Annotated in this window: 22 protein-coding genes and 1 pseudogene; 15 read left to right on the top strand and 8 right to left on the bottom strand. The window is 42.6% G+C overall.

Going from position 1 to position 22,180, the window contains the following annotated elements; translation table 11 throughout:
- Positions 1-219 precede the first annotated feature (219 nt).
- Together QUA10_RS06720 and QUA10_RS06715 are read left to right on the top strand one after the other, a co-directional pair.
- On the top strand, positions 220-1,557 hold the full coding sequence (locus QUA10_RS06720) for a flippase (protein ID WP_333081723.1): 1,338 nt from the start codon (positions 220-222) through the stop codon (positions 1,555-1,557).
- Positions 1,558-1,718: 161 nt separating this feature from the next.
- The gene (locus QUA10_RS06715; protein WP_333081724.1) at positions 1,719-2,750 is read left to right on the top strand and encodes a hypothetical protein; all 1,032 of its coding nucleotides are present in this window, start codon (positions 1,719-1,721) and stop codon (positions 2,748-2,750) included.
- A 39-nt stretch (positions 2,751-2,789) separates the two neighbouring features.
- On the opposite strand, the gene QUA10_RS06710 is transcribed toward QUA10_RS06715, so the two are convergent.
- Positions 2,790-3,491, bottom strand: a complete 702-nt coding sequence (locus QUA10_RS06710; RefSeq protein WP_333086207.1) for a CatB-related O-acetyltransferase — start codon at positions 3,489-3,491, stop codon at positions 2,790-2,792.
- 13 nt (positions 3,492-3,504) lie between these two features.
- Positions 3,505-4,449 carry a glycosyltransferase family 2 protein gene (locus QUA10_RS06705; RefSeq protein WP_333081727.1) on the bottom strand — a complete coding sequence of 315 codons (945 nt, stop codon included), beginning with the start codon at positions 4,447-4,449 and terminating at the stop codon, positions 3,505-3,507.
- Between the two features lie 387 nt (positions 4,450-4,836).
- Here QUA10_RS06705 and QUA10_RS06700 point away from each other — a divergent pair, with 387 nt between their 5' ends.
- The 5 genes from QUA10_RS06700 (at position 4,837) to QUA10_RS06680 (ending at position 10,201) form a co-directional block, all read left to right on the top strand.
- On the top strand, positions 4,837-5,745 hold the full coding sequence (locus QUA10_RS06700) for a glycosyltransferase family 2 protein (protein ID WP_333081728.1): 909 nt from the start codon (positions 4,837-4,839) through the stop codon (positions 5,743-5,745).
- Between the two features lies 1 nt (position 5,746).
- Positions 5,747-6,907, top strand: coding sequence for a glycosyltransferase family 4 protein (locus QUA10_RS06695; RefSeq protein WP_333081729.1), 1,161 nt, complete (start codon positions 5,747-5,749; stop codon positions 6,905-6,907).
- Positions 6,907-8,136, top strand: a complete 1,230-nt coding sequence (locus tag QUA10_RS06690) for a glycosyltransferase (RefSeq protein WP_333081731.1) — start codon at positions 6,907-6,909, stop codon at positions 8,134-8,136. Before QUA10_RS06695 ends, QUA10_RS06690 begins: the two co-directional genes overlap by 1 nt.
- A 58-nt stretch (positions 8,137-8,194) precedes the next feature.
- On the top strand, positions 8,195-9,277 hold the full coding sequence (locus QUA10_RS06685) for an NAD-dependent epimerase/dehydratase family protein (protein ID WP_333081732.1): 1,083 nt from the start codon (positions 8,195-8,197) through the stop codon (positions 9,275-9,277).
- Between the two features lie 117 nt (positions 9,278-9,394).
- Positions 9,395-10,201: a WecB/TagA/CpsF family glycosyltransferase gene (locus QUA10_RS06680; protein ID WP_333086206.1), complete on the top strand. Its 807-nt coding sequence runs from the start codon at positions 9,395-9,397 to the stop codon at positions 10,199-10,201.
- Positions 10,202-10,904: 703 nt separating this feature from the next.
- Here QUA10_RS06680 and QUA10_RS06675 read toward each other — a convergent pair.
- Positions 10,905-11,843 carry a class I SAM-dependent methyltransferase gene (locus QUA10_RS06675; RefSeq protein WP_333081734.1) on the bottom strand — a complete coding sequence of 313 codons (939 nt, stop codon included), beginning with the start codon at positions 11,841-11,843 and terminating at the stop codon, positions 10,905-10,907.
- Between the two features lie 108 nt (positions 11,844-11,951).
- Between QUA10_RS06675 and QUA10_RS06670 the strand changes: the two genes are divergently transcribed.
- A complete protein-coding gene (locus tag QUA10_RS06670) occupies positions 11,952-12,152 on the top strand; it encodes a hypothetical protein (RefSeq protein ID WP_333086205.1) in 201 nt (66 codons plus the stop codon).
- Between the two features lie 323 nt (positions 12,153-12,475).
- On the opposite strand, the gene QUA10_RS06665 is transcribed toward QUA10_RS06670, so the two are convergent.
- From QUA10_RS06665 to QUA10_RS06650, 4 genes are all read right to left on the bottom strand, one after another.
- Entirely contained in the window at positions 12,476-13,435 is a 960-nt protein-coding gene (locus tag QUA10_RS06665; RefSeq protein WP_333081736.1) for a DUF362 domain-containing protein, read from the bottom strand.
- A gap of 126 nt (positions 13,436-13,561) precedes the next feature.
- Positions 13,562-13,888: a hypothetical protein gene (locus tag QUA10_RS06660; RefSeq protein WP_333081738.1), complete on the bottom strand. Its 327-nt coding sequence runs from the start codon at positions 13,886-13,888 to the stop codon at positions 13,562-13,564.
- 172 nt (positions 13,889-14,060) lie between these two features.
- On the bottom strand, positions 14,061-15,485 hold the full coding sequence (locus tag QUA10_RS06655) for an aspartate ammonia-lyase (RefSeq protein WP_333081813.1): 1,425 nt from the start codon (positions 15,483-15,485) through the stop codon (positions 14,061-14,063).
- Between the two features lie 331 nt (positions 15,486-15,816).
- Positions 15,817-16,587, bottom strand: a complete 771-nt coding sequence (locus QUA10_RS06650; RefSeq protein WP_333081740.1) for an SGNH/GDSL hydrolase family protein — start codon at positions 16,585-16,587, stop codon at positions 15,817-15,819.
- Positions 16,588-16,674: 87 nt separating this feature from the next.
- Here QUA10_RS06650 and QUA10_RS06645 point away from each other — a divergent pair, with 87 nt between their 5' ends.
- The 7 genes and pseudogenes from QUA10_RS06645 to QUA10_RS06615 all read left to right on the top strand — a co-directional run bounded on the left by QUA10_RS06645 (position 16,675) and on the right by QUA10_RS06615 (position 21,471).
- On the top strand, positions 16,675-17,148 hold the full coding sequence (locus QUA10_RS06645; RefSeq protein ID WP_333081741.1) for a helicase-related protein: 474 nt from the start codon (positions 16,675-16,677) through the stop codon (positions 17,146-17,148).
- A 101-nt stretch (positions 17,149-17,249) separates the two neighbouring features.
- Positions 17,250-17,759: pseudogene (locus QUA10_RS06640) on the top strand (YgjP-like metallopeptidase domain-containing protein).
- 360 nt (positions 17,760-18,119) lie between these two features.
- Entirely contained in the window at positions 18,120-18,974 is an 855-nt protein-coding gene (locus QUA10_RS06635; protein WP_333081743.1) for a hypothetical protein, read from the top strand.
- 822 nt (positions 18,975-19,796) lie between these two features.
- Positions 19,797-20,228 (top strand): hypothetical protein, encoded by a 432-nt coding sequence (locus QUA10_RS06630; protein WP_333081745.1) that lies wholly within the window; start codon positions 19,797-19,799, stop codon positions 20,226-20,228.
- 219 nt (positions 20,229-20,447) lie between these two features.
- Positions 20,448-20,732: a peptidase gene (locus QUA10_RS06625; RefSeq protein WP_333086204.1), complete on the top strand. Its 285-nt coding sequence runs from the start codon at positions 20,448-20,450 to the stop codon at positions 20,730-20,732.
- A 129-nt stretch (positions 20,733-20,861) separates the two neighbouring features.
- On the top strand, positions 20,862-21,155 hold the full coding sequence (locus QUA10_RS06620; protein WP_333081748.1) for a hypothetical protein: 294 nt from the start codon (positions 20,862-20,864) through the stop codon (positions 21,153-21,155).
- Positions 21,142-21,471, top strand: a complete 330-nt coding sequence (locus QUA10_RS06615) for a type II toxin-antitoxin system PemK/MazF family toxin (RefSeq protein WP_333081750.1) — start codon at positions 21,142-21,144, stop codon at positions 21,469-21,471. The genes QUA10_RS06620 and QUA10_RS06615 overlap by 14 nt, the downstream gene beginning before the upstream one ends.
- A gap of 92 nt (positions 21,472-21,563) precedes the next feature.
- Here the strand turns inward: QUA10_RS06615 and QUA10_RS06610 are convergent, their stop codons facing one another.
- Positions 21,564-22,163: a DUF29 domain-containing protein gene (locus tag QUA10_RS06610; protein WP_333081751.1), complete on the bottom strand. Its 600-nt coding sequence runs from the start codon at positions 22,161-22,163 to the stop codon at positions 21,564-21,566.
- Positions 22,164-22,180 lie beyond the last annotated feature (17 nt).

Here is a 22,180-nt window from a genome sequence, read left to right as displayed (position 1 = left end):
GAACATCTCATATTTGTAAAAACACTTCTTCTGATTCCTTCCTTCTTCCTCTTTCCTTATGCCTTCTGCCTCCAAACTCCAATTTCTAGGTTGGCTGCTTTCATTGAGACGCTCCCTCAAGTTGTGGTATGTTGTTATAGGATCAACCAGTCTAATTTTGCAAGATTGCCGACCCTGCCAGAACCGCGTTTGTGTTTTGTAAAGATTTAAAATATTCTGATGCTAGATAAGTTAACTGCGGTCAGTCAAAGGCTCGGCCCTAGTCTGCGCCAGGTACTCAGCAACATAGCTTGGCTGTTCACTGACCAAATCTTGCAGATGGGTCTAGGCCTGTTTGTAGGCCTTTGGGTGGCTCGCTATCTTGGTCCGACACAATTTGGATTGCTCAACTACGCGATCGCCTTTGTATCGCTGTTTAGTTCAGTGGCAACGATGGGGTTGGGTACTCTGGTAGTGAGGAATATCGCTCGCGACCCAGAATGCAAAAATGAGACTCTGGGAACAGCCTTCGGACTGCAATTTACTGGTGGCTGCATCACTTTGTTGTTCACTGTCACCGTGATTGCGCTACTCAAGCCCAACGACACTCTGACTCGGTGGCTGGTAGGTATCATCGCAGCAGGAACTATCTTTAATGCTTTTGAGGCTATCAATTTTTGGTTTCAGTCCCAAATCCAGTCAAAATATACAGTGTTGGCTAAAAATTCGGTATGTTTTTTAGTTGCTGCTGTCAGAATTGGGTTAGTGACAATTAAAGCCCCTTTGCTTGCCTTCGCCTGGGTTCGATTGGGAGAGGTGGCATTGGTAGGAATCGCTTATGTATATTTTTATAAGCTTACGGGGAATAAAATTAAGGATTGGCATTTTAGTTGGGAACGGTGTAAGGAACTGCTATCGGAGAGTTGGCCGATAATTTTGTCGGGATTGGCAGTTTATGTGTACTCAAAAACCGATCAGATAATGCTCGGCGCCATGAATCAAAATGCTCAACTGGGCTATTATGCTGCGGCTGTTAAAATTTCGGAAATCTGCGATTTTTTGCCGATGATCATATCAAGCTCTATTTTTCCCAAATTAGCGAATTTGAGAAAGACAAATTATGAAGAATATCTAAATAAATTTCAAATTTACTCGGATATTATGATATTTTTATGGTTGGGTGTGGCCATACCGATATCATTACTTTCACCCTGGATAGTGCATCTGCTTTACGGTGAAAAATATGCGAAGTCAGCAGCGGTACTGGCTCTCTACGTTTGGGCGCAATTTGGCAGTAACTTTGGAGTAGCACGGAGCACATATTTGAACATAGAAGGTCAGTTGCGCTACGGCCTTTACTTGACTGTAGTCGGATCTATTTTCAATGTAGCGTTGAACTTTTTCCTGATTCCTAAGTATGGAGCTTTTGGAGCAACTGCAGCTACTCTTATAACTTATTTTTACGTGATTATATTAGTCAATTTCTTGATTAAGGAATTACGCCCCTTCGGAAATTTCATCTGGCGATCCCTTAACTTATACAAGGCAGCTTGTAGAATCAGAGGATTAATAAAGTGATTCAAATTAAACCTAAAATCGAACAGCGATCGAATTGCCCCTATTGTGGAACAGAACTTCATCCCAAAAATGTTCTGTGGCACGGTATCCACATTGTTCTAGACTCTAAGTGCGAGGGATGTGGCAGCGAGATAATCGACGATTTGAGAGTAGGTCATGGAGTGAAAAACTACATCCAAGTTAATTTAATAAAAGGAGAAGTTTTTGCAGCCGATACTTACAAAAAGGAATGGTTAGGCAAACCATTACTCTATTCACTCCAAAATCCTCAACCGGAACAACTTGAGATTGTAAAAGAAATTTTTAAACCCTGCAATCGGGTAATTATCTTAAACTGTATCGATCATCTTTATGGTCACTCCCTGCTCAAGTTGCTAAATGCACAAAGGCACTTAGAATGCAATTCTGACTACGGGTTAGTTGTGATAGTTCCTAAGTTCTTAAGGTGGATGGTTCCCGATGAAGTTGCAGAAATCTGGACAGTACCTATGTCTTTAAAAAATGGTCAGAATTACTATCCCAGTTTCGCCGAGTTTGTTGAAGAAGAAACTAAACGCTTTGATGAAATTTATGTCAGCGAAGCCCATTCTCATCCCAGTCAGTTCGACATCACGCGCTTTACTAGAGTTCCCAAACATAACTTTGAGAACCAAGAAATTAAAATTACTTTTATTTGGCGCGAAGATCGTTTATTAGTTAACCGTTTGCTGTTTCGAGTGCTTAGAAAAATAGATCAACAAGCAATGTCACTGCGATTGCAAAATTTAAAAATTCAGCAGTTATTTGAGAAGATCAGGTTGCAAGTACCAGAAGCACAATTTGCAGTGGCTGGCCTGGGGACAAAAACTAAGTTTCCAGAATGGATTAAAGATTACAGGGTGGATAGTTTTAATGAAAAAATTGAAAAGGAGATTTGCCACCTTTATTCAGAGAGCCGCTTAATAATTGGTCTTCACGGCTCCAATATGTTGCTACCGTCTGGTCATGCTGGTATGACAATTGATTTGATAGATGAGCGGTGGGGAAACTTTGCCCAAGATATTTTATACCAAGAAAGCGACCCGAGAATGGCTACTTTTCGCTATAGATTTTTGCCGTATCAGACTAGCAATGATACACTGGCATTCATAGCGGCTGTAATGCTTCTCAAGTGGTCTAAGTTTAAATCCCAGATGACTGCTGATGTTATATAACCTCTGGCTACTTAGACATAATACCGAATTGGCTAGGATTCAACTATTTTCCGTATTATAAATATGGATGAAGTTGTCAATGTTGTGAAAGTCTTTGACATTTTTTCTCAACCATTGTTCATCCTTGTCCCACCACTTAAACTTCAGCAGAAAATCAATCTTTTGTTCATCAAACCTATAGCGAATAAGTTTGGCGGGAATTCCTCCACAGATAGCATAAGGTGGCACATCTTTGGTGACAACGGCTCCGGCTGCGATGATGGCTCCATCACCAATAGTTACACCATCTACAACAATAACATTTGAGCCAATCCAAACATCATTACCTATATGGACAGTTTTTTCCTCTTCTTCAAAATATTTTTTGTCTACAAAGGTTGTCCCTACTAGGATCTTGGGCGAATAAAATATCGGATGGCTTGAAACAAAATTTCCTACAGGATGTACGCCTAAGCGAATGATGCAGTTTGGCCCAATCGAACAAAAATTGCCGACAACACCATTGAAAATTCGCGTATTATCGCGCACATAAGTGTAAGAACCAATGACAGAATCTTTTATGGCTACGCGACTAGACACACTAACATTGTGACTGATAGTTGAATTAGTAACCAAAGCCATATAGTCTTGATAAAAATTATCATATTTAAACTTGTTCTTCCACCAATTGACTAAAAATCGCAGATATTCAGTGATCGGATTTTTGAGTAGAGAACTGAGAAGTGTTGACATTTTAGACATCGTTACTAATTACTTATTCAAGGTTAAATATTGTGTTCCCGCATAACTTATTTATTTTTTTCTTAATACGCCTGATTAATGGGGGATGATAATCATAAAATGTATCTTGAGTGAATTGATCGGCTACAAAATTTCGGATCGCGTGGTTGGGATGCCTTAAAGGAAAGGTTATTGCTTCCGTTGGCATATTACTGTATATACTATCTTCTCCTGAAGTATGGGTAGCTTGACTGCCAAATCCAATATTAGAAATTAAATTTTTTTCTGGAATAATAGCAAGTCCATTTTGAACCCAACAAGTAAAAAGCCATCTAAAAAACCAATTGTTGAGAGTTCCATCATAGGAAACTTGAAAAGCACTATCCCAAACTTTTACAGATTGAGGATTAGATAATAAATTTTCCAGAAAACCTGCTTCCCGAAGTTGAGGCCATAACTTCATGTCAATATCATAGTATTGCCATGCTCTGCGCCAAGTTGCCCATCCCCAACAGTTACTAAAACGCGAAAAATAGTAACTGTCTTCTGTTCTTTTTCTCCCAAACTGTAAATTTACACCAGCGATTGACATAATCCGTTTGTCATCTCGATAACGCTCTAATAACTGCTCACAAAAAGGGAAGAAGTTTGGGTGGGGCAAACAGTCATCTTCTAAAATAATTGCTTCCTCTACGGTATTAAATACCCAGTCGAAACCGCTAGAAATGCGATCCTTGCAACCAAAATTAATCTCTGAATAATTTTTCAGAACTTCACAGTCCCAATCGACCCGATCGATAATTGCACGTACAGCGGCGCACTTTTCAGCTTCCCCAGGTTTGTTGGCACGAGGGCCGTCAGCAATTACTAACAGCTTAGGCGGCTTAACTTGTCTAATCGCCTCGAAGACTTTTTCGGTATTATCAACTCGATTGAAAACAACGAAAACAATGGGAGTTTTTATCTGGGAATGTGGCATTTAAACTGTTCAACTCCAAGGATTATAAATATTTTGGCTTAGTAGAACTCATCATTATAAATGTCCTAGGAAGCTTGCAGGGTTGGTCTGTTAACTTAAGTTCTAAATTCCAATTTATCACCAAAAAGTTCGCGGGTCAACTATAATACAGCAATAGTTTACCCAGCCAGACTTCTAGGACTGACGCTCTTAAACTCTCAAACCTTGATACCCCGACCCCCTTGGCTAAGTGGTGCACTCTTAAAGCCCTCTTGTGAAAGGGGGGAGCGACTGCGTAAGCCCTAATTTCGTTCTTGTAGCGGCGGTTGCAACCGCCGAGCGAGTGGCTAAATAAAACACTGTTACTTTTAGCCTTACCTATCGTTAAAAACCGCAACACAGGGAAGAATGAACCGTACTAATATCGCCGTCCTTTTAACTTGCTTCAACCGCAAACAGAAAACATTGGCTTGCTTAGAGGCTCTTTTTAACCAGGCACTTCCAGCCAATGTAGATATTTCCACCTATATAGTCGATGATGCCAGTACCGACGGTACCAGCGAAGCAGTTCACCAAGCCTACCCTCAAGTCAAGATTTTTCATGGGGATGGCAATTTATTCTGGAACGGCGGAATGCGCTTTGCTTTCACCGAAGCCATGAAAGACGATCCCGACTACTACCTTTGGTTGAACGACGATACAATTATGTATCCAGAAGCCCTTAAAACCTTATTAACAACCAGCAAGCAACTCGCTCAAAAAGGAGAAACAAAAGCCATCGTCTCCGGTTCTACCTGCGATCCGCAAACGGGTAAAACTACTTACGGTGGCGTGGTGCGAGACCACCCCTTTCTTCCCTTCCGATACCGCCTCGTAGAACCAACTCAAGAAGCTCTACTTTGTAGCACAATTCATGGCAACTGCGTTCTACTTCCTCGCAATGTCGTCCAACTTGTGGGCAACCTAAATCCTGCTTTTGTTCATTATATTGGCGATTGGGATTATGGTTTACGAGCGAGACAGAAAGGATGTACAGTTTGGATTGCTCCCGGTCATTTAGGAACTTGTTCCCTCAACCCACAGGTAACAAAAACCGCTGCCAAAAATTTGAGCGAAGGGTTAGATAAAATGAGCACGCCTAAAGGTTTATCTTTTAAAGATGCGACCCTGCAACCGCCTGGAGAATGGAAGGTATTTACTCAGCAGCATGGTGGTTTGTTGTGGCCAATTTATTGGCTGCTACCTTATCGAAGGTTAGTTTGGTTGTCAGTGTTGAGTAAACTGGGATTGACTAAAAACAAAACTCAAGGTGAATAGGATGGTTGACAAAAAGGAATTTCGCATCGCTTGGCTCGTTCCTTCGGCAGAATTTGGGGCCTATTGGCCGCCGGTTTTACATGAGCTCAAAAAACTAATTCCGAACACGATTTTTTATACAGGTCGCCTCTGGCCTCGCTACGATCCGGAAGCTCCTGGTACAGAAGTAGTCGAAGTTGTGGGAGATACTCAATTCATCACCACCCAAAAGATAGAAACAGGGTACAGTCGTGGTTATATTAAGGCTACTCCTGGGATTATTTTTCCTCTTTTGAAATTCAAGCCCCAGGTCATTTTTGCTAGTGGATTTTCTATCTGGACATTGGTAGCTATAATCTTTAAGCCTATAGGGAAATGGCGACTGGTTTTAGTTTATGAAAGTAGTTCCCCGAATGTAGACTTTCGAGATTCTAAGGTGCGCTCGACTATTCGACGCTGGATGGGGAAATTTGCTGATACCTTTGTTTCTAATAGTCGCCGAGGTAAAGAATATTTGGTAGAAGTGATTGGGGCCGACGAAAGTAATATCTTTGCTAAACCTTACATGGTTCCTGATGCTAAAGCTTTGGTACAAAAGTTAGAAAATAATAAGTCTGTATCCTTGTCGTTTTCCCACCCAATTTTTTTGTGCGTGGGTCAAGTAATTTCTCGCAAAGGGATTAAGAATCTGTTAGAAGCTTGCACAATTTTGCAAAGCCAGGGATACTCGAATTACACAGTCATTATCGTTGGAGACGGAGAACAGCGACCGGAACTAGAAGCACTTACAAAAGAATGGGGTTTAGAAAAACAAATTGTTTGGACAGGGTGGATAGAATACGGATACTTGGGGTCTTATTTTCTAGAAGCTGATGTGTTTGTTTTTCCTACGTTAGAAGATACTTGGGGAATGGTGGTGCTAGAAGCGATGGCATTTGGTAAGCCGGTTTTGTGTTCAAAATGGGCTGGGGCTTGCGAAATGATCGTTGAAGGTGAAAATGGTTATATTTTTGATCCCTATCAGTCGGAAGGTATTGCAAACGCGATGCGGGACTTGATTGATTGCCCCGAAAAGTTAGTGATGATGGGGCAAAAGTCCCAGCAACTGATCGCTGAACATACACCAGAAAAGGCTGCCAAATTAATAGCAGATGTGACAGCGCTAGTATTGGAGAAAAGTTGATGAAAGTTCTTTTATCTGCCTTTGCCTGCGAACCGAATCTCGGCTCCGAAGAGGGAGTAGGATGGAATACTGTTATCCAATCTGCTAAACATCACGAAAGTTGGGTATTTACTCGCACGTTTTGTCGATCGTACATTGAAGCAGAACTAGAGCGGAACCCAGTGCCAAACCTGCACTTTGTTTATTTTGATCCGTTTGGGTGGAGCGAAGATTGGAAGGGGAAACAAGGATTGCTGCAACTTCACTACTATCTGTGGCAAATCTGGGCTTATTTTATAGCTCGGAAGCTCGATCGCGAAATTGGTTTTGACATAGTACATCACGTAACTTATGTCAAACATTGGTCTCCAAGTTTCTTGGCGCTGTTGCCGCATCCTTTTATTTGGGGGCCTGTGGGGGGTGCAGAAGCAGCACCAAAGCCTTTTTGGCAAGATTTTAGCCGCCGGGGCAAAATTTACGAAACGCTGCGGGCATTGGCTCAAAGCGTAGGAGAACGAGATCCGTTTGTGGGTCTGACGGCGCGTCGCAGTGCCGTGGCGCTGGCAACTACGGAAGAAACCGCAGCCCGACTGCGATTTCTCAAAGCAAAAAACGTGAAGATTTTCTCGCAAGTCGGTTTATCGCAGCAGGAAATTCAAGAACTAGAGAAGTTTTCTCCCCCGCCTGAGCAACCAATTAGATTCATCAGTGTCGGTCGTCTCTTACACTGGAAAGGGGTGCACTTGGGACTCCGTGCATTTGCGGAGGCGAAGCTGGAACAATCGGAATACTGGATTGTCGGAGACGGGCCCGAAAGGCAGCGCTTGGAAGCTTTGGCAACAGAATTGGGACTGGCAAATAAAGTATTTTTTTGGGGAACTTTATCTCGCACTGAAACTCTTTCTAAAATGGGGGAGTCTCACGTTCTCCTCCATCCGAGTTTGCATGACTCTGGTGGTTTTGTTTGCACAGAAATGATGGGTGTTGGCCGTCCGACGATTTGTTTGGATTTGGGGGGCCCGGCTACTCAAGTGACGGAGCAAACGGGGATTAAAGTGGCTGCTACTGACCCCGATCGCACTGTGCAAGGTCTAGCAGAAGCTATAGTGTGTTTAGCGCAAAATCGTGAATTGCGAGAGCGCTTGGGTCGATCGGGTCAAACGCGCGTCAGGGAAATCTATGATTGGGATGTTAAAGGTCTATTCTTTGCCCAATTGTGCGAAGATGTATTCGATGGAAAATCAGGATAAGTTCTGATTGTTCGATCGGGCAAAACAAAGAAAACTATATTTTTTCAGGCGGTGAAACGTGGGCGTTGCAATCATTACTGGCTCGGCGGGTTTAATTGGTTCTGAGGCGTGTAAGTTCTTTGCCAAACAAGGCTTAGATATAGTTGGCATCGACAATAATATGCGCCAGTTCTTTTTTGGTGCTGATGGTTCTACAAACTGGAACCGCCAACTGCTCGAAAAGTCTTTGGGTACCAAGTATTATCACTTAGATGTGGACATTCGCGACTATGAAGCGATTACCAATATCTTTCAGCGGTACGGCGAGTCGATCGAATTAGTAATTCACACAGCAGCCCAGCCCAGCCATGATTGGGCTTCCCGTGCTCCGAAAATAGACTTTACCGTCAATGCCAACGGCACTCTCAACCTTCTAGAAGTAACTCGCTTGTACTGTCCTAAAGCGGTTTTCATTTTCACTTCTACCAATAAAGTATACGGCGATACGCCTAACAGTTTGCCTTTAATTGAATTAGAACACAGGTGGGAAATTGAACCAGGCCATACTTACGAAAGCGGCATTCGAGAAGATATGTCAATTGATCAGTGCCTGCACAGTTTGTTTGGTGCTTCTAAGGTAGCTGCTGACATTTTAGTTCAAGAATACGGTCGATATTTTAATATGAACACCGCTTGTTTTCGCGGCGGCTGTTTGACGGGTCCAAATCACTCTGGAGCTCAATTGCACGGCTTCCTCGCCTACTTGATGAAGTGTGCTGTCACGGGAACTCCCTACACCGTGTTTGGCTACAAAGGCAAGCAAGTTCGCGATAACATTCATAGCGCTGATTTAATTTCGGCATTTTATGAATTTTATAAAGCTCCCAAAAGCGCCCAAGTTTATAATACAGGAGGAGGCAGGTACAGCAATTGTTCGATGTTAGAAGCTATCCAGATGTGCGAGGCAATTGCGGAACGCAAGTTTAATTGGACTTATGCTGAAGGGAATCGCATTGGGGATCACATTTGGTGGATTAGCGACAATTCAAAATTTTCCAGTCACTATCCCAACTGGAAAATGAAATATAACGTTAAACAAATTCTACAGGAGATTTATGAATGTAACCGCGAGCGTTGGCTGAAAGAAGATGCCAATGATTGAGCGGGGCAAAAAGAATGTGCTGGGAATTTCGGTAAACGATTGAAGAATACAAAGTTAAACAAATCTTAGGGGAGATTTATGAGTGTAACTGCGAGCGTTGACTTCAAGAGGTGCTCCATGATTGATAAAGGGAAAAAGAATGTACTGGGCATATTAGTAAATGCCGTTAATTATGAAGCGGCTGTTAGCAAAATTATTGCAGCAGCCAGCGCCGGAAAACCAATGTCAGTTTCTGCTTTAGCGGTTCACGGGGTAATGACTGGGGTTCTAGACAGCACTCATCGTTATCGGATTAATCACATTGACTTAGTATTGCCAGACGGACAGCCGGTCAGGTGGGCGTTAAATTGGCTATACCATACGGAATTGCCCGATCGAGTTTGCGGGCCGAATGCGATGTTACAAATCTGCGAACGTGCGGCAGAAGAAGGATTGCCTATCTATTTGTACGGCTCTCAAGCTTCTGTACTAGAAGCTTTATCTCGCAATCTCTGCCAGCGTTTTCCCAAGTTAATTATTGCTGGAACTCAGCCTTCTAAATTTAGGCACGTTTCGCCCCAGGAGAAACAAGAAATTGCACAGGAAATTCGCAACAGCGGTGCAGCAATTACGTTTGTCGGTTTGGGGTGTCCCCGGCAAGAAGTCTGGGCTTACGAATACCGGGACGACTTATCAATGCCGTTGATTGCTGTAGGTGCTGCTTACGATTTTCATGCGGGTAATTTGGCTAAATCTCCTGACTTTTTATCTAAAATAGGTTTGGAATGGCTGTTTCGGATGATGAAGGAACCTCGGCGTCTTTGGCAGCGGTATGTTTTTTTGAATCCGCTTTATATCTGGTTGTTTTTACTACAAGCTTTGAAAATCAAACAGTTCGACCCCACAGACGCGACGCCGCCTGTAGAAGAAGTATTATATGGTTGAAATTTAAAAGTTTCTTGTGAATTATGGGTGCTCACAAGAAAAAATTTAAAAAGCAAACACATCGTAACTAATCGTTTTGAGGTGCAACTGCGATCGCATAAGCTGTTCCGGCATTTAAATTGTCTGTAAAAAAATTAAAGTCTTGTGGGGTGGGCGTCCCGCCCGCCCTGAATATACAATTTAAATGCGCGACAGCTTATTCAATAAAATTGATATCAAATCCGGTAGCATCCGAAGTATAGTGGGAGCTTAAGAACTCGCGATTTGGGTAGCAAACTCTTAAGCCCCCACTGATATCATGTCCGAGCGATTAACCATAATATCCCGGTCGGGGCGGGTTTTTGAGATTGTCAATTATTGGCAGGTATTGTTTGTGAGGGGATCCCCTACAACAATCGCGGTCGCACGACCGGACATGATATGACATGATCCAAATATATGATTCCGATGCAACCGGAAACGAGCTTACGCCAGAAAACAATTTTTAAATTATCTATGTGGTAAGGTGCGGACTGCACACATTACATACAAAGTTTGTGCCTCAGTTTTGATCGAGTCAGTTGGATTGCTGGGTCAATAGTCGCATTTGGTTTGACTGTAATCCTGCCATGGGCGATGATCGCAGGGGATCACAAAAGTAGTGTGAGTGTATAACCAAACTTGATAATCAAACCAAAAGTTTATTGCCCCTACCTCGATTTGGCTATGGCTTTTGTGCCACAATCCGGATCGAATCGTACTTGTTTTCATCAGCAGCAACAATTGTTGTCAGCAGTAGCTTCCAAGCTTGGAATTTACTGTTTTCTTGGAGCTTTACTATCTGATGAGATGCCATTGAATCGAACACACTGAAAATTTTTCTTTCATCATCGATCCAACTGTTGGCAAATTGGCGATAGTAGCCATTAAACTCAGTAGAAATTATCTCAAATCCCCCTTTTTCACAGATAGCGCGGAAGCTCTGCGGTGTGAAGAAATACAAATGCCTTGGTACATCTAGATGCATCCATGCAATCCCTGATGACTTCAGCCCAATACAAGAGTTATTTGGTACTTCCATTACCAATTTGCCACCATCAACGAGCAATTGCATGGCATTGCGGAGTGCAAGTAAAGGATCTCTGGTATGTTCGAGTACGTGGTTCATCACAATTATGTCGTACTGTCTAGACTTGACTTCCGGGGGCAAAGATTCAGCAGTACCATAAAATACATCAAGACCTCGCTGTTGGGCCAAAACCAAAGCTTGTCGATCGGGTTCTACACCCCAGACTTGGTGACCATCTGCTTGCAATTCTTGCAGCAGGTGCCCGTTGGCGCAACCGATTTCTAATATCGAGCAGGAAGCAGTCCCGAACTGTTGCTTCCACCATTTACTTGTGACATCTACTCCGCGATCAAAACGCCAAGCTAGATGGGTACGCAATTTATCGAAGAAGGAAATAGAAGAGTCCGATACGAAGCCTGTAAAGTCTATATGATGAGTATAATACTCATCGATGTCGTAGAAGCTGGCGATTGTGTTGAGATCGGGTAGAGGATGAATGCATCCAAGTTGTGACTTTTCGCACCAATACAATTGAAATGACTCTTTGTTTGCAGGTCTGCGCCAATCACCGGGTATGAATAGCCACGGTTTCATACTCTCTCCCGATATCGGGCAGACGACGGTAGGGCTTAAGGACGTTTGACTTTGCATTGGAGTTTTCATTATTTAGGTACTTGACGTACTAATAACCACTCGTGTTGGATGTCAAATCCAGAAATCAATTATGTGCGATTAACAATTGCAGAATCCGAAATACAGCAGATGACTGCCCAAAAAATATTAGGTTTCGGAAACACGATTGCTGGGGCGTGGTTTTCAGCTTACATCGAATTTAAGCTAACCCATTTAACTTGCTTTGTCACTGTGCATAAAAAAACTTCACATTCCGCGATCGGGATGTGAATAAGTTTTCATATATTTACGAATTCAGCAATACTTCAAGTATAAATTAAGTTATAAAACTGGGTAGCGATGTAGGCTGCGAGCAAGACCAATAAAAACTTTCTTGCATTTGTACCTCAATAATATTGCTGAAATCTTTTGCGAAAGCGAAGTATAAAATTTGCCATTTCATATATCGGTGGGCGCAAATGTTGCGCCCGCTACTGTTCCTTGATCTGAAAATTTAGCTCCCAATTGAGTTGGGAAGCCAAACTTTTCTTTAATCTTCAGCACAAGAGCTGATTGACAAGCGCGCATTTTTATGAATTTGTAGCGAATGCCTCCTATCGATCGGCGTAAGCCCCCATCCGTTCTTTGATAAACCGGATATAAAAATGCCTGAAAGTAGACTTAATCACGCGGGGCATACCAAAGTCGATCGGCATCATGTTTTCCGGCAACTTCCAATCCAAAACCTTGAGATTTTCCGGCTGCAACAGCGGAAAATCAAGATCCTCTAAATTCGAGCACAGTCCTAATCTCATCGCCGCAGCTACAGTGGGAACCGCCGCCGGATCAGCATTAATAATTTCAACTAAAGTTCTGTCCAAAGCAAACACATCATCAGACGCGGCCAAAATTCCCAAAAATTTAGGTTCGCCGCCGCTTGGCCCGTTACCTTCGTGACCGATAATGCCATCCAAAATCGTCAAATTTGGGTTAATCGCCCGGGCCGTTTCTACCAGCATTTCACCGAATCTGGCGCTATCTTTGCCAGCTTCCATGTGCCACCAAGCCTTCATTTTGCCGGGGACGCAGCCGAACAAGTTTTTCACGCCCATTGTCACGGTTAATTGAACGTGAGATTTGAGTTTGGGCAAATTAATCACTACATCCGCTTCCATTGCTTCTTTGCAAATTCGCAGATGATTGAAATCTTCGCTGACAGTTTCGTAGCGTTTTCCTTGAAACTCAACTACTGGCAAATTCAGTTCTTCCAACAGTGGCAAATAACCGTTTGCTTTGGCTACACCCATAGCGCTACCAAAAGCTGGACTATCGCCTAAAAATGGTTTTCCTCCGGCTTCAATGACCATTTTAGCGACGCAGTAAACCAATTCTGGGCGGGTGACGCATTCTTTTGTAGGGCGAGAACCGGTGAGGAGATTGGGTTTGAGTAAAACCCGATCGCCCGATTTGACAAAAGCCGAGATTCCGCCCAAGGGTGCCAGCAAACTTTCTAAAGATACTTGCAAGATTTGGCGATCGTATGAGTTGGCCTGAACTAAACTAACAGCAGACATAATTATGAATTAATTTGTAATTGGTTATCGATGGGGGAATAATCTTAATGTAACGCAGGCACGGAACACCCTAAGCAGGGTGATCTGCGCCTGCGTTACCCAGAATCATCTCAATACAAATGAACCCTAACTATTCATCGGCAATCTACCAACAGCAGCCCGCTGCATGGTACTAACTCGCAGTGAGTTAGAGAATATTCCTTGACCTTGCAGTTCAGGGATAGCAGGTTTTACTTCTACTTTTACCACCCTGGCTGTGCAGATAAAAACCGTTTGATCGGCTAAATGGAAAGTCAACCAAGGTTGATTTAACAAAGTCAGCACTTCCTCTTGGAATTCTTGTGCAGGCATCGGAATAGTGAAAGTTTCAGCCTGACCTTCCACATAATGAAATGTCACTTGAGTTGTGTTCTCTTTATCTTGAGTTAATTTGGCAAAAGAACCTGCGCGCATAAATTTTGCTCCCCAACTTTAGACTATAAAAAAATCAGAATTAAATCTAAAAAAAATTAATTCTGAATTGTTTAACTTTAACCTGTGACAGCGATCGGGCAGAACTCAGAACGCAGAAGGCAGAATTAAATCGAGTTCAGCCTTCTAGTTTCTAGCTGATTTCTACGATCGCCTATACGTTAGCAGAAGATGTTGGCATCGCACTCATTTTCTCTAAATCTAGAACTTTTGCCAAGTCTTCTGCACTCATTAAACCCCGTTCTAGCACAATTTGCCGCAAAGATTTGCCGGTTTCTAGAGATTCTTTGGCGACAGCGGCGGCGTTGAGATAGCCGATGTGAGTGTTGAGGGCGGTAACGAGGGCGAGACTACCTTCAGCATAAGCGAGACATCGATCGCCCTTAGCTTCAATTTTGGCGAGGCATTGTGTAGTCAGGGCGCTGATGGTATTGCCTAAAATTTCGATGCTGTGAATGAGATTGTAGGCAATCAGGGGCATCATCACGTTTAATTCTAATTGTCCCGCTTGGGCGGCCAGGGCGATCGCGCTATCGTAACCCATAACTTGAAAACAAACCATCGATGTCATTTCTGCCATCACAGGATTGTATTTTCCCGGCATAATTGACGAACCAGGTTGCACAGGAGGCAGTTGAATTTCTTTCAAACCCGTTTTCGGCCCGGAGTCCATCAAACGCAAGTCATGGGAGATTTTAACGCAATCCTGAGCGAGATTTCGCAGTGCACCAGACACATTTACAAACGGTGCCATACTCTGCATAGCTGCCATTAAATGCTTTGCTGGTTTCAGGGGTTGGTCGATTAATTCGGAGAGAATTTCAGCAACTTTTTGACAGTATTCTGGGTGAGTATTTAACCCGGTTCCGGCCGCACTTCCCCCCAATCCCAGAGATGTCAAATCATCGGATGCCCTGTCAATTCTCAAGGTATGTTCTTTCAGAATTTGCGCCCAAGCGCCGAAGGTATCGCCGAGTCGAACCGGCACAGCATCTTGCAGGTGAGTGCGGCCGGATTTAACAATATCTTTAAATTCTTCGGCTTTGTTTTCTAGGGCGACTACGGCCTCCGACAAAGCCGGAAACAAAGTTTTTTCTAACGCCAACAATCCGCCGATCCGAATCGCCGTCGGAATCACATCATTTGTTGATTGACCGTAGTTTACATGGTCGTTAGGACTGAGGCGCTTGTAGTTGCCTTTTTCATCGCCCATAATTTCCAAAGCGCGATTGGAAAGAACTTCATTAACATTCATGTGGTGAGAAGTTCCGGCGCCGGCTTGGTAGACATCAACTACAAACTGATCGCGCAATTTGCCAGCTAGGATTTCATCTGCTGCTTGGACAATTGCTTGACTGATATCTTGGGGAATGCAGCCGAGTTCGCCATTGGCGATCGCCGTTGCTTTTTTAATTAAAATACAAGCATCAACGTATGTTGATAAAGGCTTAATGCCGCTAATCGGGAAATTTTCAACTGCGCGCAGGGTTTGGATGCCGTAGTAGACATTAGATGGGATTTGTTTTTCTCCCATCGAGTCGCTTTCGGTGCGATAGGTTGTGGTTGGCTTTTGGGTCATATTGTCTGGTTTGTGATAATTAGGAATTGCACGCACAATTTTTTTGTAACAGCGCTGACTGCCACTGCTGCTTTACCGGGTTCGCTGGCGCCGGAAAGCACAAGTCACGATTGTAAAGAATTATCTCACACTTTGGGGTTAAATCTCAAATTAATCCCAGTTCCAAAAAGACTGCAACTGCAAGCAATATCTAAACTTTGGTGATACAAGCAATCTCAAATCTTAAATCGTACAATGGCGAGCGCCCTGCAGCAGATAAACTCATATCTAATCATAGAAGTAAACCCATTTCACAAGATTCTTAAACTAAAATATGTGCTAATACCCTAGCCTAATTCTGTCCTTTTTTCCGTCCCATTGTATTGAGTAGTTGCGACAGATGCTTGTTGATAATCACATACCCCTGTTCATTTAAGTGTAGTTCATCTGCTCTGTATTTCCGCAACATCATGCCCTGACTATCGGCAAGAATAGAGAAGGTATCAAGCACTATAGTTTTTTCTCCAGCTAATGTGGCGATGTAGGCATTCACTTCTTTAATAGCCGGACTTATCTCATCAGACCAAAAAGGCTTGCGCTGTAGTGGCACTTCTCCTACTGGGAAAATAGTAGTCACGATTGCTACTGCACCTAGATTCCTAGATTCTTCTACAATTCGCTTAATATTCGCTTGACAATTGGCAATGATCGCATCTCTGCGTTCGGGAAACAAGCCAATGGTTTTCAGATCGTTAATACCAACCTGAATAATTACTAAATTTGGTTTTAGAGGGCGCACATGAGCGGCAAATCTTTGGATCGTCTGAACTGAGGTTTGAGAGCTAATTCCTCGGTTAATGAACTCATATTCACTGATATTAGGCGATATCCAACTAGCTGCTCTAGAGTCACCAAAGAAAACCACACGAGTTTGAGCTGTATCAGTAACTTCCTTGACATTTGTAGGATATTCGCTCAATCCCAGAGGATCTAAACGAGTTTGATTGAGCTCGCGATAAAACTGTTTAGCTCGACTGTAGAGACTAATATTTAGAAAAATTGAACTTCCCAGCACTACTAATACCAGAGCGCTCAACAAAATACTACGTTTGGTCAATATCATGTTTTTAGGCTTGGGCTGAAATTTACTGTCACATCTTACGAGCGGTTAAGAGTTATCTACCAGCGCTGTTAGCTGCATAGCGCTCCCATGCACCCTAAGTTATATTCCTTCAAATTCTCCCATCGATCAACCCGAATTGTTATTAACTCTACATCCGTTAACGCTTCATGCGCTCCTTTTTTAATTATCGGTGAGTTTCTGGAACAGTTGGATGCGATCGCCAAAATTACCGAATTGCCTCTAATTACGGGGAAGACAAAACAAGCTGAGCGCGATCGGTTATACGAAGCATTCCGTCACAAAGAGATTCCGGGATTAATTCTATCTCGCGTGGGCAATTTTGCTGTCGATTTACCCGATGCCGATGTGTTAATTCAAGTATCAGGAAAGTATGGTTCTAGCCAAGAAGAAGCGCAGCGCCTGGGACGAATTCTCCGCCCCAAACCCGACGGACACAATGCCAGCTTTTATACATTAGTATCGCTACAAACTTACGAGGAAGATTTTGCGCGACACCGCCAACTCTTCCTCACCGAACAGGGCTACAACTATCGCATATAATTTCAAAAAGATAAAATACAAAAAGACGGCGCACGATCGGGATCACCATCGAACGAGATGGTAAATTAATTTTGGCAACTCCCCCAGAAGTGCCAATATAAATATTAAAAAAAGTTGTCAACGATAAGCGTTTATGGATTTACAGCAAACCGATCGAGAAAGAATCCCTCAATCCTCCCACTGCTGCTAAAAAATATGTATCAGGCGAAGGATTTTACTATCTGGGACGCAGGTATCGACTCAAACTGGTGGATGGAGTCAAGGGAAAGCCACCCTTGACATTCTATTAAAGTCGCTTTGAATTGCAGCGGGAAGCCCAGACGGAGGGGATAGAAGTGTTTATTAGATGGTATTGCGATCGCCTTTCCTCTATTTTAGATACACAAATTGCTGCTGTTTTCTCACACATCGAAGCTTCTCCCCGTTCGGTGCAAGTGCGAGATTTAGGCTATCGCTGGGGTTCCTGCAGGCACAAGGGAGATTTATATTTTCAGTGGCGAGTGGCGATGCTACCGCGAACCATGATAGAGTATGTGGTGGCTCACGAGTGGGTGCATTTGATTGAACCGAACCATAATCATGCGTTCTCGATAGGGTCGAGCAAATTGTGAGTGATTGGTGCGATCGTAAGCAGTGGTTAGCCCAGAATGGGCAAGCTATGACCTTTAGGGATGGGTGAGAAGTGGGTGCGATCGCTTTCATAATTGGGCTGTAGAAACTTGGAAACTCTCGCTATACCTTTATTCACCTGTGATATCAAATCCGTTTGATGGCACACACAATAGAAATGCTCCAGCTAACGCCCATCTTGGATTATCCGATTTTGATAGTGCTGCCTATTAACGGAATTTGATATGAGACATTACTGGAGGGTGAGACAAGTTTGAATCGAAGTAAATACTGGACGCTAGCATAATTGAAAAGTTATGATTTAACTGAAAATATCATCTTCTAGAAGCCAATTTAAATAGATGCCTACAGATACTAATAATTCAGAAAAAAATAGTGTACATCTAGAAATAATTCAAGGGTTAAAAGTTCAACCCGAATACTTGTTTATATTTGGAATCCTTTTAATCTTTGCAACAGGATCGGTTTTAGTTGGAATAACTTCAAACAGTCCAAGCGTTCAATTACTTACATTTGCAGTATTCTTTATCTCTTTGACGGCTTCAATAACTGTTATATGGCTTGTTATAAGCAGTAAAAAAGATATTCGTCAACTTAGATTAACTGAAGAAATATTGAGATTAAATGAAAAAGTTGATCGTCTTTCAAATGAGATTGAATCCGCTTGCAAATTAATTAATATAGTGCATTATGGCTCACTGACATTTCCTCCTGAGCAGCTATACAGTATTTGGAAAAAATTGATGTATGACTTAGATAATAAGTTCTATGCTTTTAGCTATATTAACCCAGAAGAATGGACACAAGAATATGCTAGAAGATTGCTGTCTCCACTCAAAAGCAAAATTGATACTGACCATGCTGATGTAAATCGGATATTTGTAATTGATGAATTGAGTGAATTGCAAAAATTAAGTGAGGTCATTGAATATCATCGCAGGTATGGAATAAATGTTTCATATGTTGAGGTTAAGCAACTGTATGAATCACTTCCTCAGATTTGTGAAAAACCTCTGAATTTAGGTTTCATACTTATTGATGATATGCGTTTAGCTATATTCCGCCTTGACGAGAATCGTAAACTCAAGCAGATTGAAGTTGTTTCGGATAGAGAAATATTTAAAAAATATCAAAAGATTTATGAGCGTACTCGATATATAGCAAAACCTTTACATTCTTCAACTTCAGGAATTTAATTTCATAGCATCCCACCGTCTGACAACGCCGCTGCAACGGAACGAATTTAAGTTGTTGTTAGGAGGGAGCATCCCAAATGTGCAACTTGCCCCAAAAATTAACGGCAGAATGAGTTTTTCAGAGAGTGGTAGGAATGTTTTTGCACATTTGGGATGCTCCCAAAAAGATGTTGAGTCGGCGTTGCATCATAGACCTCTGACAATATGACTGCTAACTCCAAAGGAGGATAGATTTGGCTAGTACAACTCTACCTCACCCGACAACAAGAAATTTAGAAAACACGTCCTGCGTTTGTGAGTAGTTCGGAAATGTTTAGTTCTATCCCCATTCGCATTATAATTCTTGTGGCTACATGGCAACCTAAATTTCAAAATCGCCCTTTCATGATTCTGATTCAGCTAACAGAAGAAAACTGGTGAAACGCAGACTCAGCAGGGAAGGTTTTGCAAGTTCGGAGTGTAACTACTGAGCGATTTGTCAGATGTATCCGAAAAGTTTCTGAAACGGTTGTGCAAGAATTAGTAATAAGCTTAATTATCTGTGTTAATTATCCTCCATAAAATCAGAAATGTCGCCCGAATTAACTTTCTGAACCTAAAACCCACAAGAGGTTAGTCAGTAGCTTGGGTTGCACTGGATTCAGGTCAACAGTGGCAAACCATCATCTAGTGGCGTTTCCTCCCTCAACCCAAACCTACCAAACTATCAGCCGACTTCCAGCTTCAAAATTTACTATCCCGCAGGATGTTGATTTATCCCCATGGATCTGATTTTTTTTGTGACACAATAGATTCTAGTATCGATCTATGTGAGGATTGTTTATGGCTCATTTTCATCAAATCCTTGTCCTTAGTGCCATCAGCCTGATAGCTTTGGCTGGTTGCGACAGCGCTAAAGAAGCTTCCACTCCCCCAACTTCACCCGCCCCGGTTCCTGCTGCTACTGCTGTAAAAACTGAGAAAGCAGCATCCCAGGGAAACTATGCAGAATTGAGTGGCGTGGTTTCCAGTACCAAAGCAGCAGTTCAGGCTGGAAACTTTGCCAAAGCCAAAACCGAATTTGACAAATTTGAGAATGCCTGGAAGAAAGTAGAAGACGGTATCAAAGCTAAAGCTCCTAAAAGCTACGATGCAGTTGAGGATACCACAGAAAAAGTGATGACTGCGCTCAAAAAGTCTCAGCCAAGTAAAGACCAAGTGCTGACTCAATTGCAGTCGCTGGAAAAGACTATCAGTAGCATTCCTAAGTCCTAAATTTCAATGGTGAGTGCTTAATTCTAAAGTCTCAGACGCAGAAACCGAGTTTTTTAACCCCCGTAAGTGGTTCAAACCTTGAATAAAAGTTAAAATATTCGGTTTCTGTGCGTCGGAGTGCGTAAGTCCTGTGAGAGTTTTGCGATCGCAGTTACTCAGAAACAAGCACTCAACGCTGGCTCCTTATATAACCTCAGTATTCCCAAACTTTCAACCACTATGAAGAGAGCATTTCGCAAGTACCACCGCATTCTAGGCCTTATTGTTGCTTTGCCGATCGCGCTGACTGTCTTGACTGGAATGGTCATAACCATTGTCCGAGAGTGGCCGCTCGGTATAGAAATTTCATCTAGATTTTTATTGCAAATTCATACAGGTGAAATCTTTCACCTGCAAGCAATTTACCCGATTTTGAACGGCTTGGGAATGATTGGCTTGCTAGTGACTGGTTTAAGTATGTCTGGTTTGTTTGGCCGGAAAAAGCAGCCCACCTCCAACGATTAAAACCAAAGAGGTGAAGAACTTCGATCGGTTATATTGTGGGAGTGGCTAGAATCAAAAATGATCTTTTGAGAGTTTTTATAAAATATTTAGGCAAGGCAGCAATTTCAAAAAGCTGAAGGTAAAAATTCCATGAAACAAACTATTAATCTCGAACAAACCCTGTCCGAAAATTTGCGGCTTCTGTCGAGAGAAAAACAAGAGGAAGTTCTCGATTTTGTGCAATTCCTCTTGTACAAAGCACAACAGACAAAGCAGTTGAGTGCAAGTTCAGAATCTAGCCCTTCACCCACAGAAACACCGCCTCTCAATCCCTCGCTACTAGACGGCGAAGACTATTTAATTCACTCAGCTATTACTCGCAGCCACGACGCTTTTTTGAAAGGCTACGCACCCGAAGACGAAGGACTCTATGACGACTATTGAACCAGGTGATTTTTGGGTAGCAAATATTCCCTTTACAAGCGGCGCAGGTTCTAAAAAACGCCCCATACTTTTACTGTGGTTGGATGGCGAGGATGTGGTAGCAGCAGTCGTCACCTCTGCCAAACCCCGCAGCCAAACTGATGTATTTCTTAATGATTGGTCTGTCAGCGGTTTGCGCGTTGCTTCAACAGTACGCTTGTCTAGATTAGATTGTTTGGAAAAGTCTTTGTTGCTAGCGAAAATCGGGCAAATTTCTCAAGCGGATGCAGCAGAAGTGAAACGAGTCTGGGATTTGTACGTTAAGCCTCAATTTTAACAGATAAAGGTTCTGCGTAAGTCCCTATCACTAAACAGGTTGGGTTGAGAAACCAGGTGGCTGCGTCAGTCCAAAAAATGCGATCGCACACATTACTCAAAATTTCCATCTTCTAAAGCGCCATCCGACAAAGTATATTCATCTTCAAAAACTTCTGACCAAGCAAGTGAGGTTAATTGACATTTTTTACCCATTTCATCCTCGGCATCTTTCACCGCCACTTGAAAACATTTCTCCCAGATTGACTCAATAAAATCACGATTTAAACTCGGCATTTCTTCTTGACTTTCTTCAATCTCTCGCCGCTCCGAACGAATACTAATAGCCCAGCTAGCAGTTCTTTTTTCAGCTTGAGATTTCCATTTAATAATATGAAGCATTAAACGAATTAACTGGCTTTTTACCGCTCGTTTTTCTGTTCTTCCCATTGCTTCAATTAAAGATTCTAAACCTGCCGTTGCTTCCATAGATTTTCCTTCTTTGAGAAGTGTCTGGACTGTGACAGCCGTTTGATAATGAGAACACACTGCTAACCAGTCCCAATCTTGTTTAGTCAGCATTGCCCTATCCTTGAAATTGCTTATATTCCTAAATTTATCATAGCGATCGCCCCTCAACTCCCCTCTCCCATCCCCCAACAGCCCAACAATACTTAATAAAAACTTTACAAAACTTACCCGATCGCCCAACATGGGTTAGAGTTATCCTA

Source organism: Microcoleus sp. Pol8_D6 (assembly GCF_036700965.1).
Taxonomy (GTDB): domain Bacteria; phylum Cyanobacteriota; class Cyanobacteriia; order Cyanobacteriales; family Microcoleaceae; genus Microcoleus.
Note: the sequence above shows the minus strand (reverse complement) of the source record. Positions and strands in the feature narration are given on the sequence as shown.

What these genes read in the sequence shown, in the direction of transcription:
- QUA10_RS06625 (WP_333086204.1), top strand. Translation starts at nt 20,448, where the DNA reads ATGAAGAGAGCATTTCGCAAGTACCACCGCATTCTAGGCCTTATTGTT.
- QUA10_RS06615 (WP_333081750.1), top strand. Translation starts at nt 21,142, where the DNA reads ATGACGACTATTGAACCAGGTGATTTTTGGGTAGCAAATATTCCCTTT.
- QUA10_RS06655 (WP_333081813.1), bottom strand. Translation starts at nt 15,485, where the DNA reads ATGACCCAAAAGCCAACCACAACCTATCGCACCGAAAGCGACTCGATG.
- QUA10_RS06700 (WP_333081728.1), top strand. Translation starts at nt 4,837, where the DNA reads ATGAACCGTACTAATATCGCCGTCCTTTTAACTTGCTTCAACCGCAAA.
- QUA10_RS06705 (WP_333081727.1), bottom strand. Translation starts at nt 4,449, where the DNA reads ATGCCACATTCCCAGATAAAAACTCCCATTGTTTTCGTTGTTTTCAAT.
- QUA10_RS06690 (WP_333081731.1), top strand. Translation starts at nt 6,907, where the DNA reads ATGAAAGTTCTTTTATCTGCCTTTGCCTGCGAACCGAATCTCGGCTCC.
- QUA10_RS06710 (WP_333086207.1), bottom strand. Translation starts at nt 3,491, where the DNA reads ATGTCTAAAATGTCAACACTTCTCAGTTCTCTACTCAAAAATCCGATC.
- QUA10_RS06695 (WP_333081729.1), top strand. Translation starts at nt 5,747, where the DNA reads ATGGTTGACAAAAAGGAATTTCGCATCGCTTGGCTCGTTCCTTCGGCA.
- QUA10_RS06720 (WP_333081723.1), top strand. Translation starts at nt 220, where the DNA reads ATGCTAGATAAGTTAACTGCGGTCAGTCAAAGGCTCGGCCCTAGTCTG.
- QUA10_RS06630 (WP_333081745.1), top strand. Translation starts at nt 19,797, where the DNA reads ATGGCTCATTTTCATCAAATCCTTGTCCTTAGTGCCATCAGCCTGATA.
- QUA10_RS06665 (WP_333081736.1), bottom strand. Translation starts at nt 13,435, where the DNA reads ATGTCTGCTGTTAGTTTAGTTCAGGCCAACTCATACGATCGCCAAATC.
- QUA10_RS06670 (WP_333086205.1), top strand. Translation starts at nt 11,952, where the DNA reads ATGTCAAATCCAGAAATCAATTATGTGCGATTAACAATTGCAGAATCC.
- QUA10_RS06660 (WP_333081738.1), bottom strand. Translation starts at nt 13,888, where the DNA reads ATGCGCGCAGGTTCTTTTGCCAAATTAACTCAAGATAAAGAGAACACA.
- QUA10_RS06620 (WP_333081748.1), top strand. Translation starts at nt 20,862, where the DNA reads ATGAAACAAACTATTAATCTCGAACAAACCCTGTCCGAAAATTTGCGG.
- QUA10_RS06610 (WP_333081751.1), bottom strand. Translation starts at nt 22,163, where the DNA reads ATGTTGGGCGATCGGGTAAGTTTTGTAAAGTTTTTATTAAGTATTGTT.
- QUA10_RS06650 (WP_333081740.1), bottom strand. Translation starts at nt 16,587, where the DNA reads ATGATATTGACCAAACGTAGTATTTTGTTGAGCGCTCTGGTATTAGTA.
- QUA10_RS06645 (WP_333081741.1), top strand. Translation starts at nt 16,675, where the DNA reads ATGCACCCTAAGTTATATTCCTTCAAATTCTCCCATCGATCAACCCGA.
- QUA10_RS06680 (WP_333086206.1), top strand. Translation starts at nt 9,395, where the DNA reads ATGATTGATAAAGGGAAAAAGAATGTACTGGGCATATTAGTAAATGCC.
- QUA10_RS06635 (WP_333081743.1), top strand. Translation starts at nt 18,120, where the DNA reads ATGCCTACAGATACTAATAATTCAGAAAAAAATAGTGTACATCTAGAA.
- QUA10_RS06675 (WP_333081734.1), bottom strand. Translation starts at nt 11,843, where the DNA reads ATGAAACCGTGGCTATTCATACCCGGTGATTGGCGCAGACCTGCAAAC.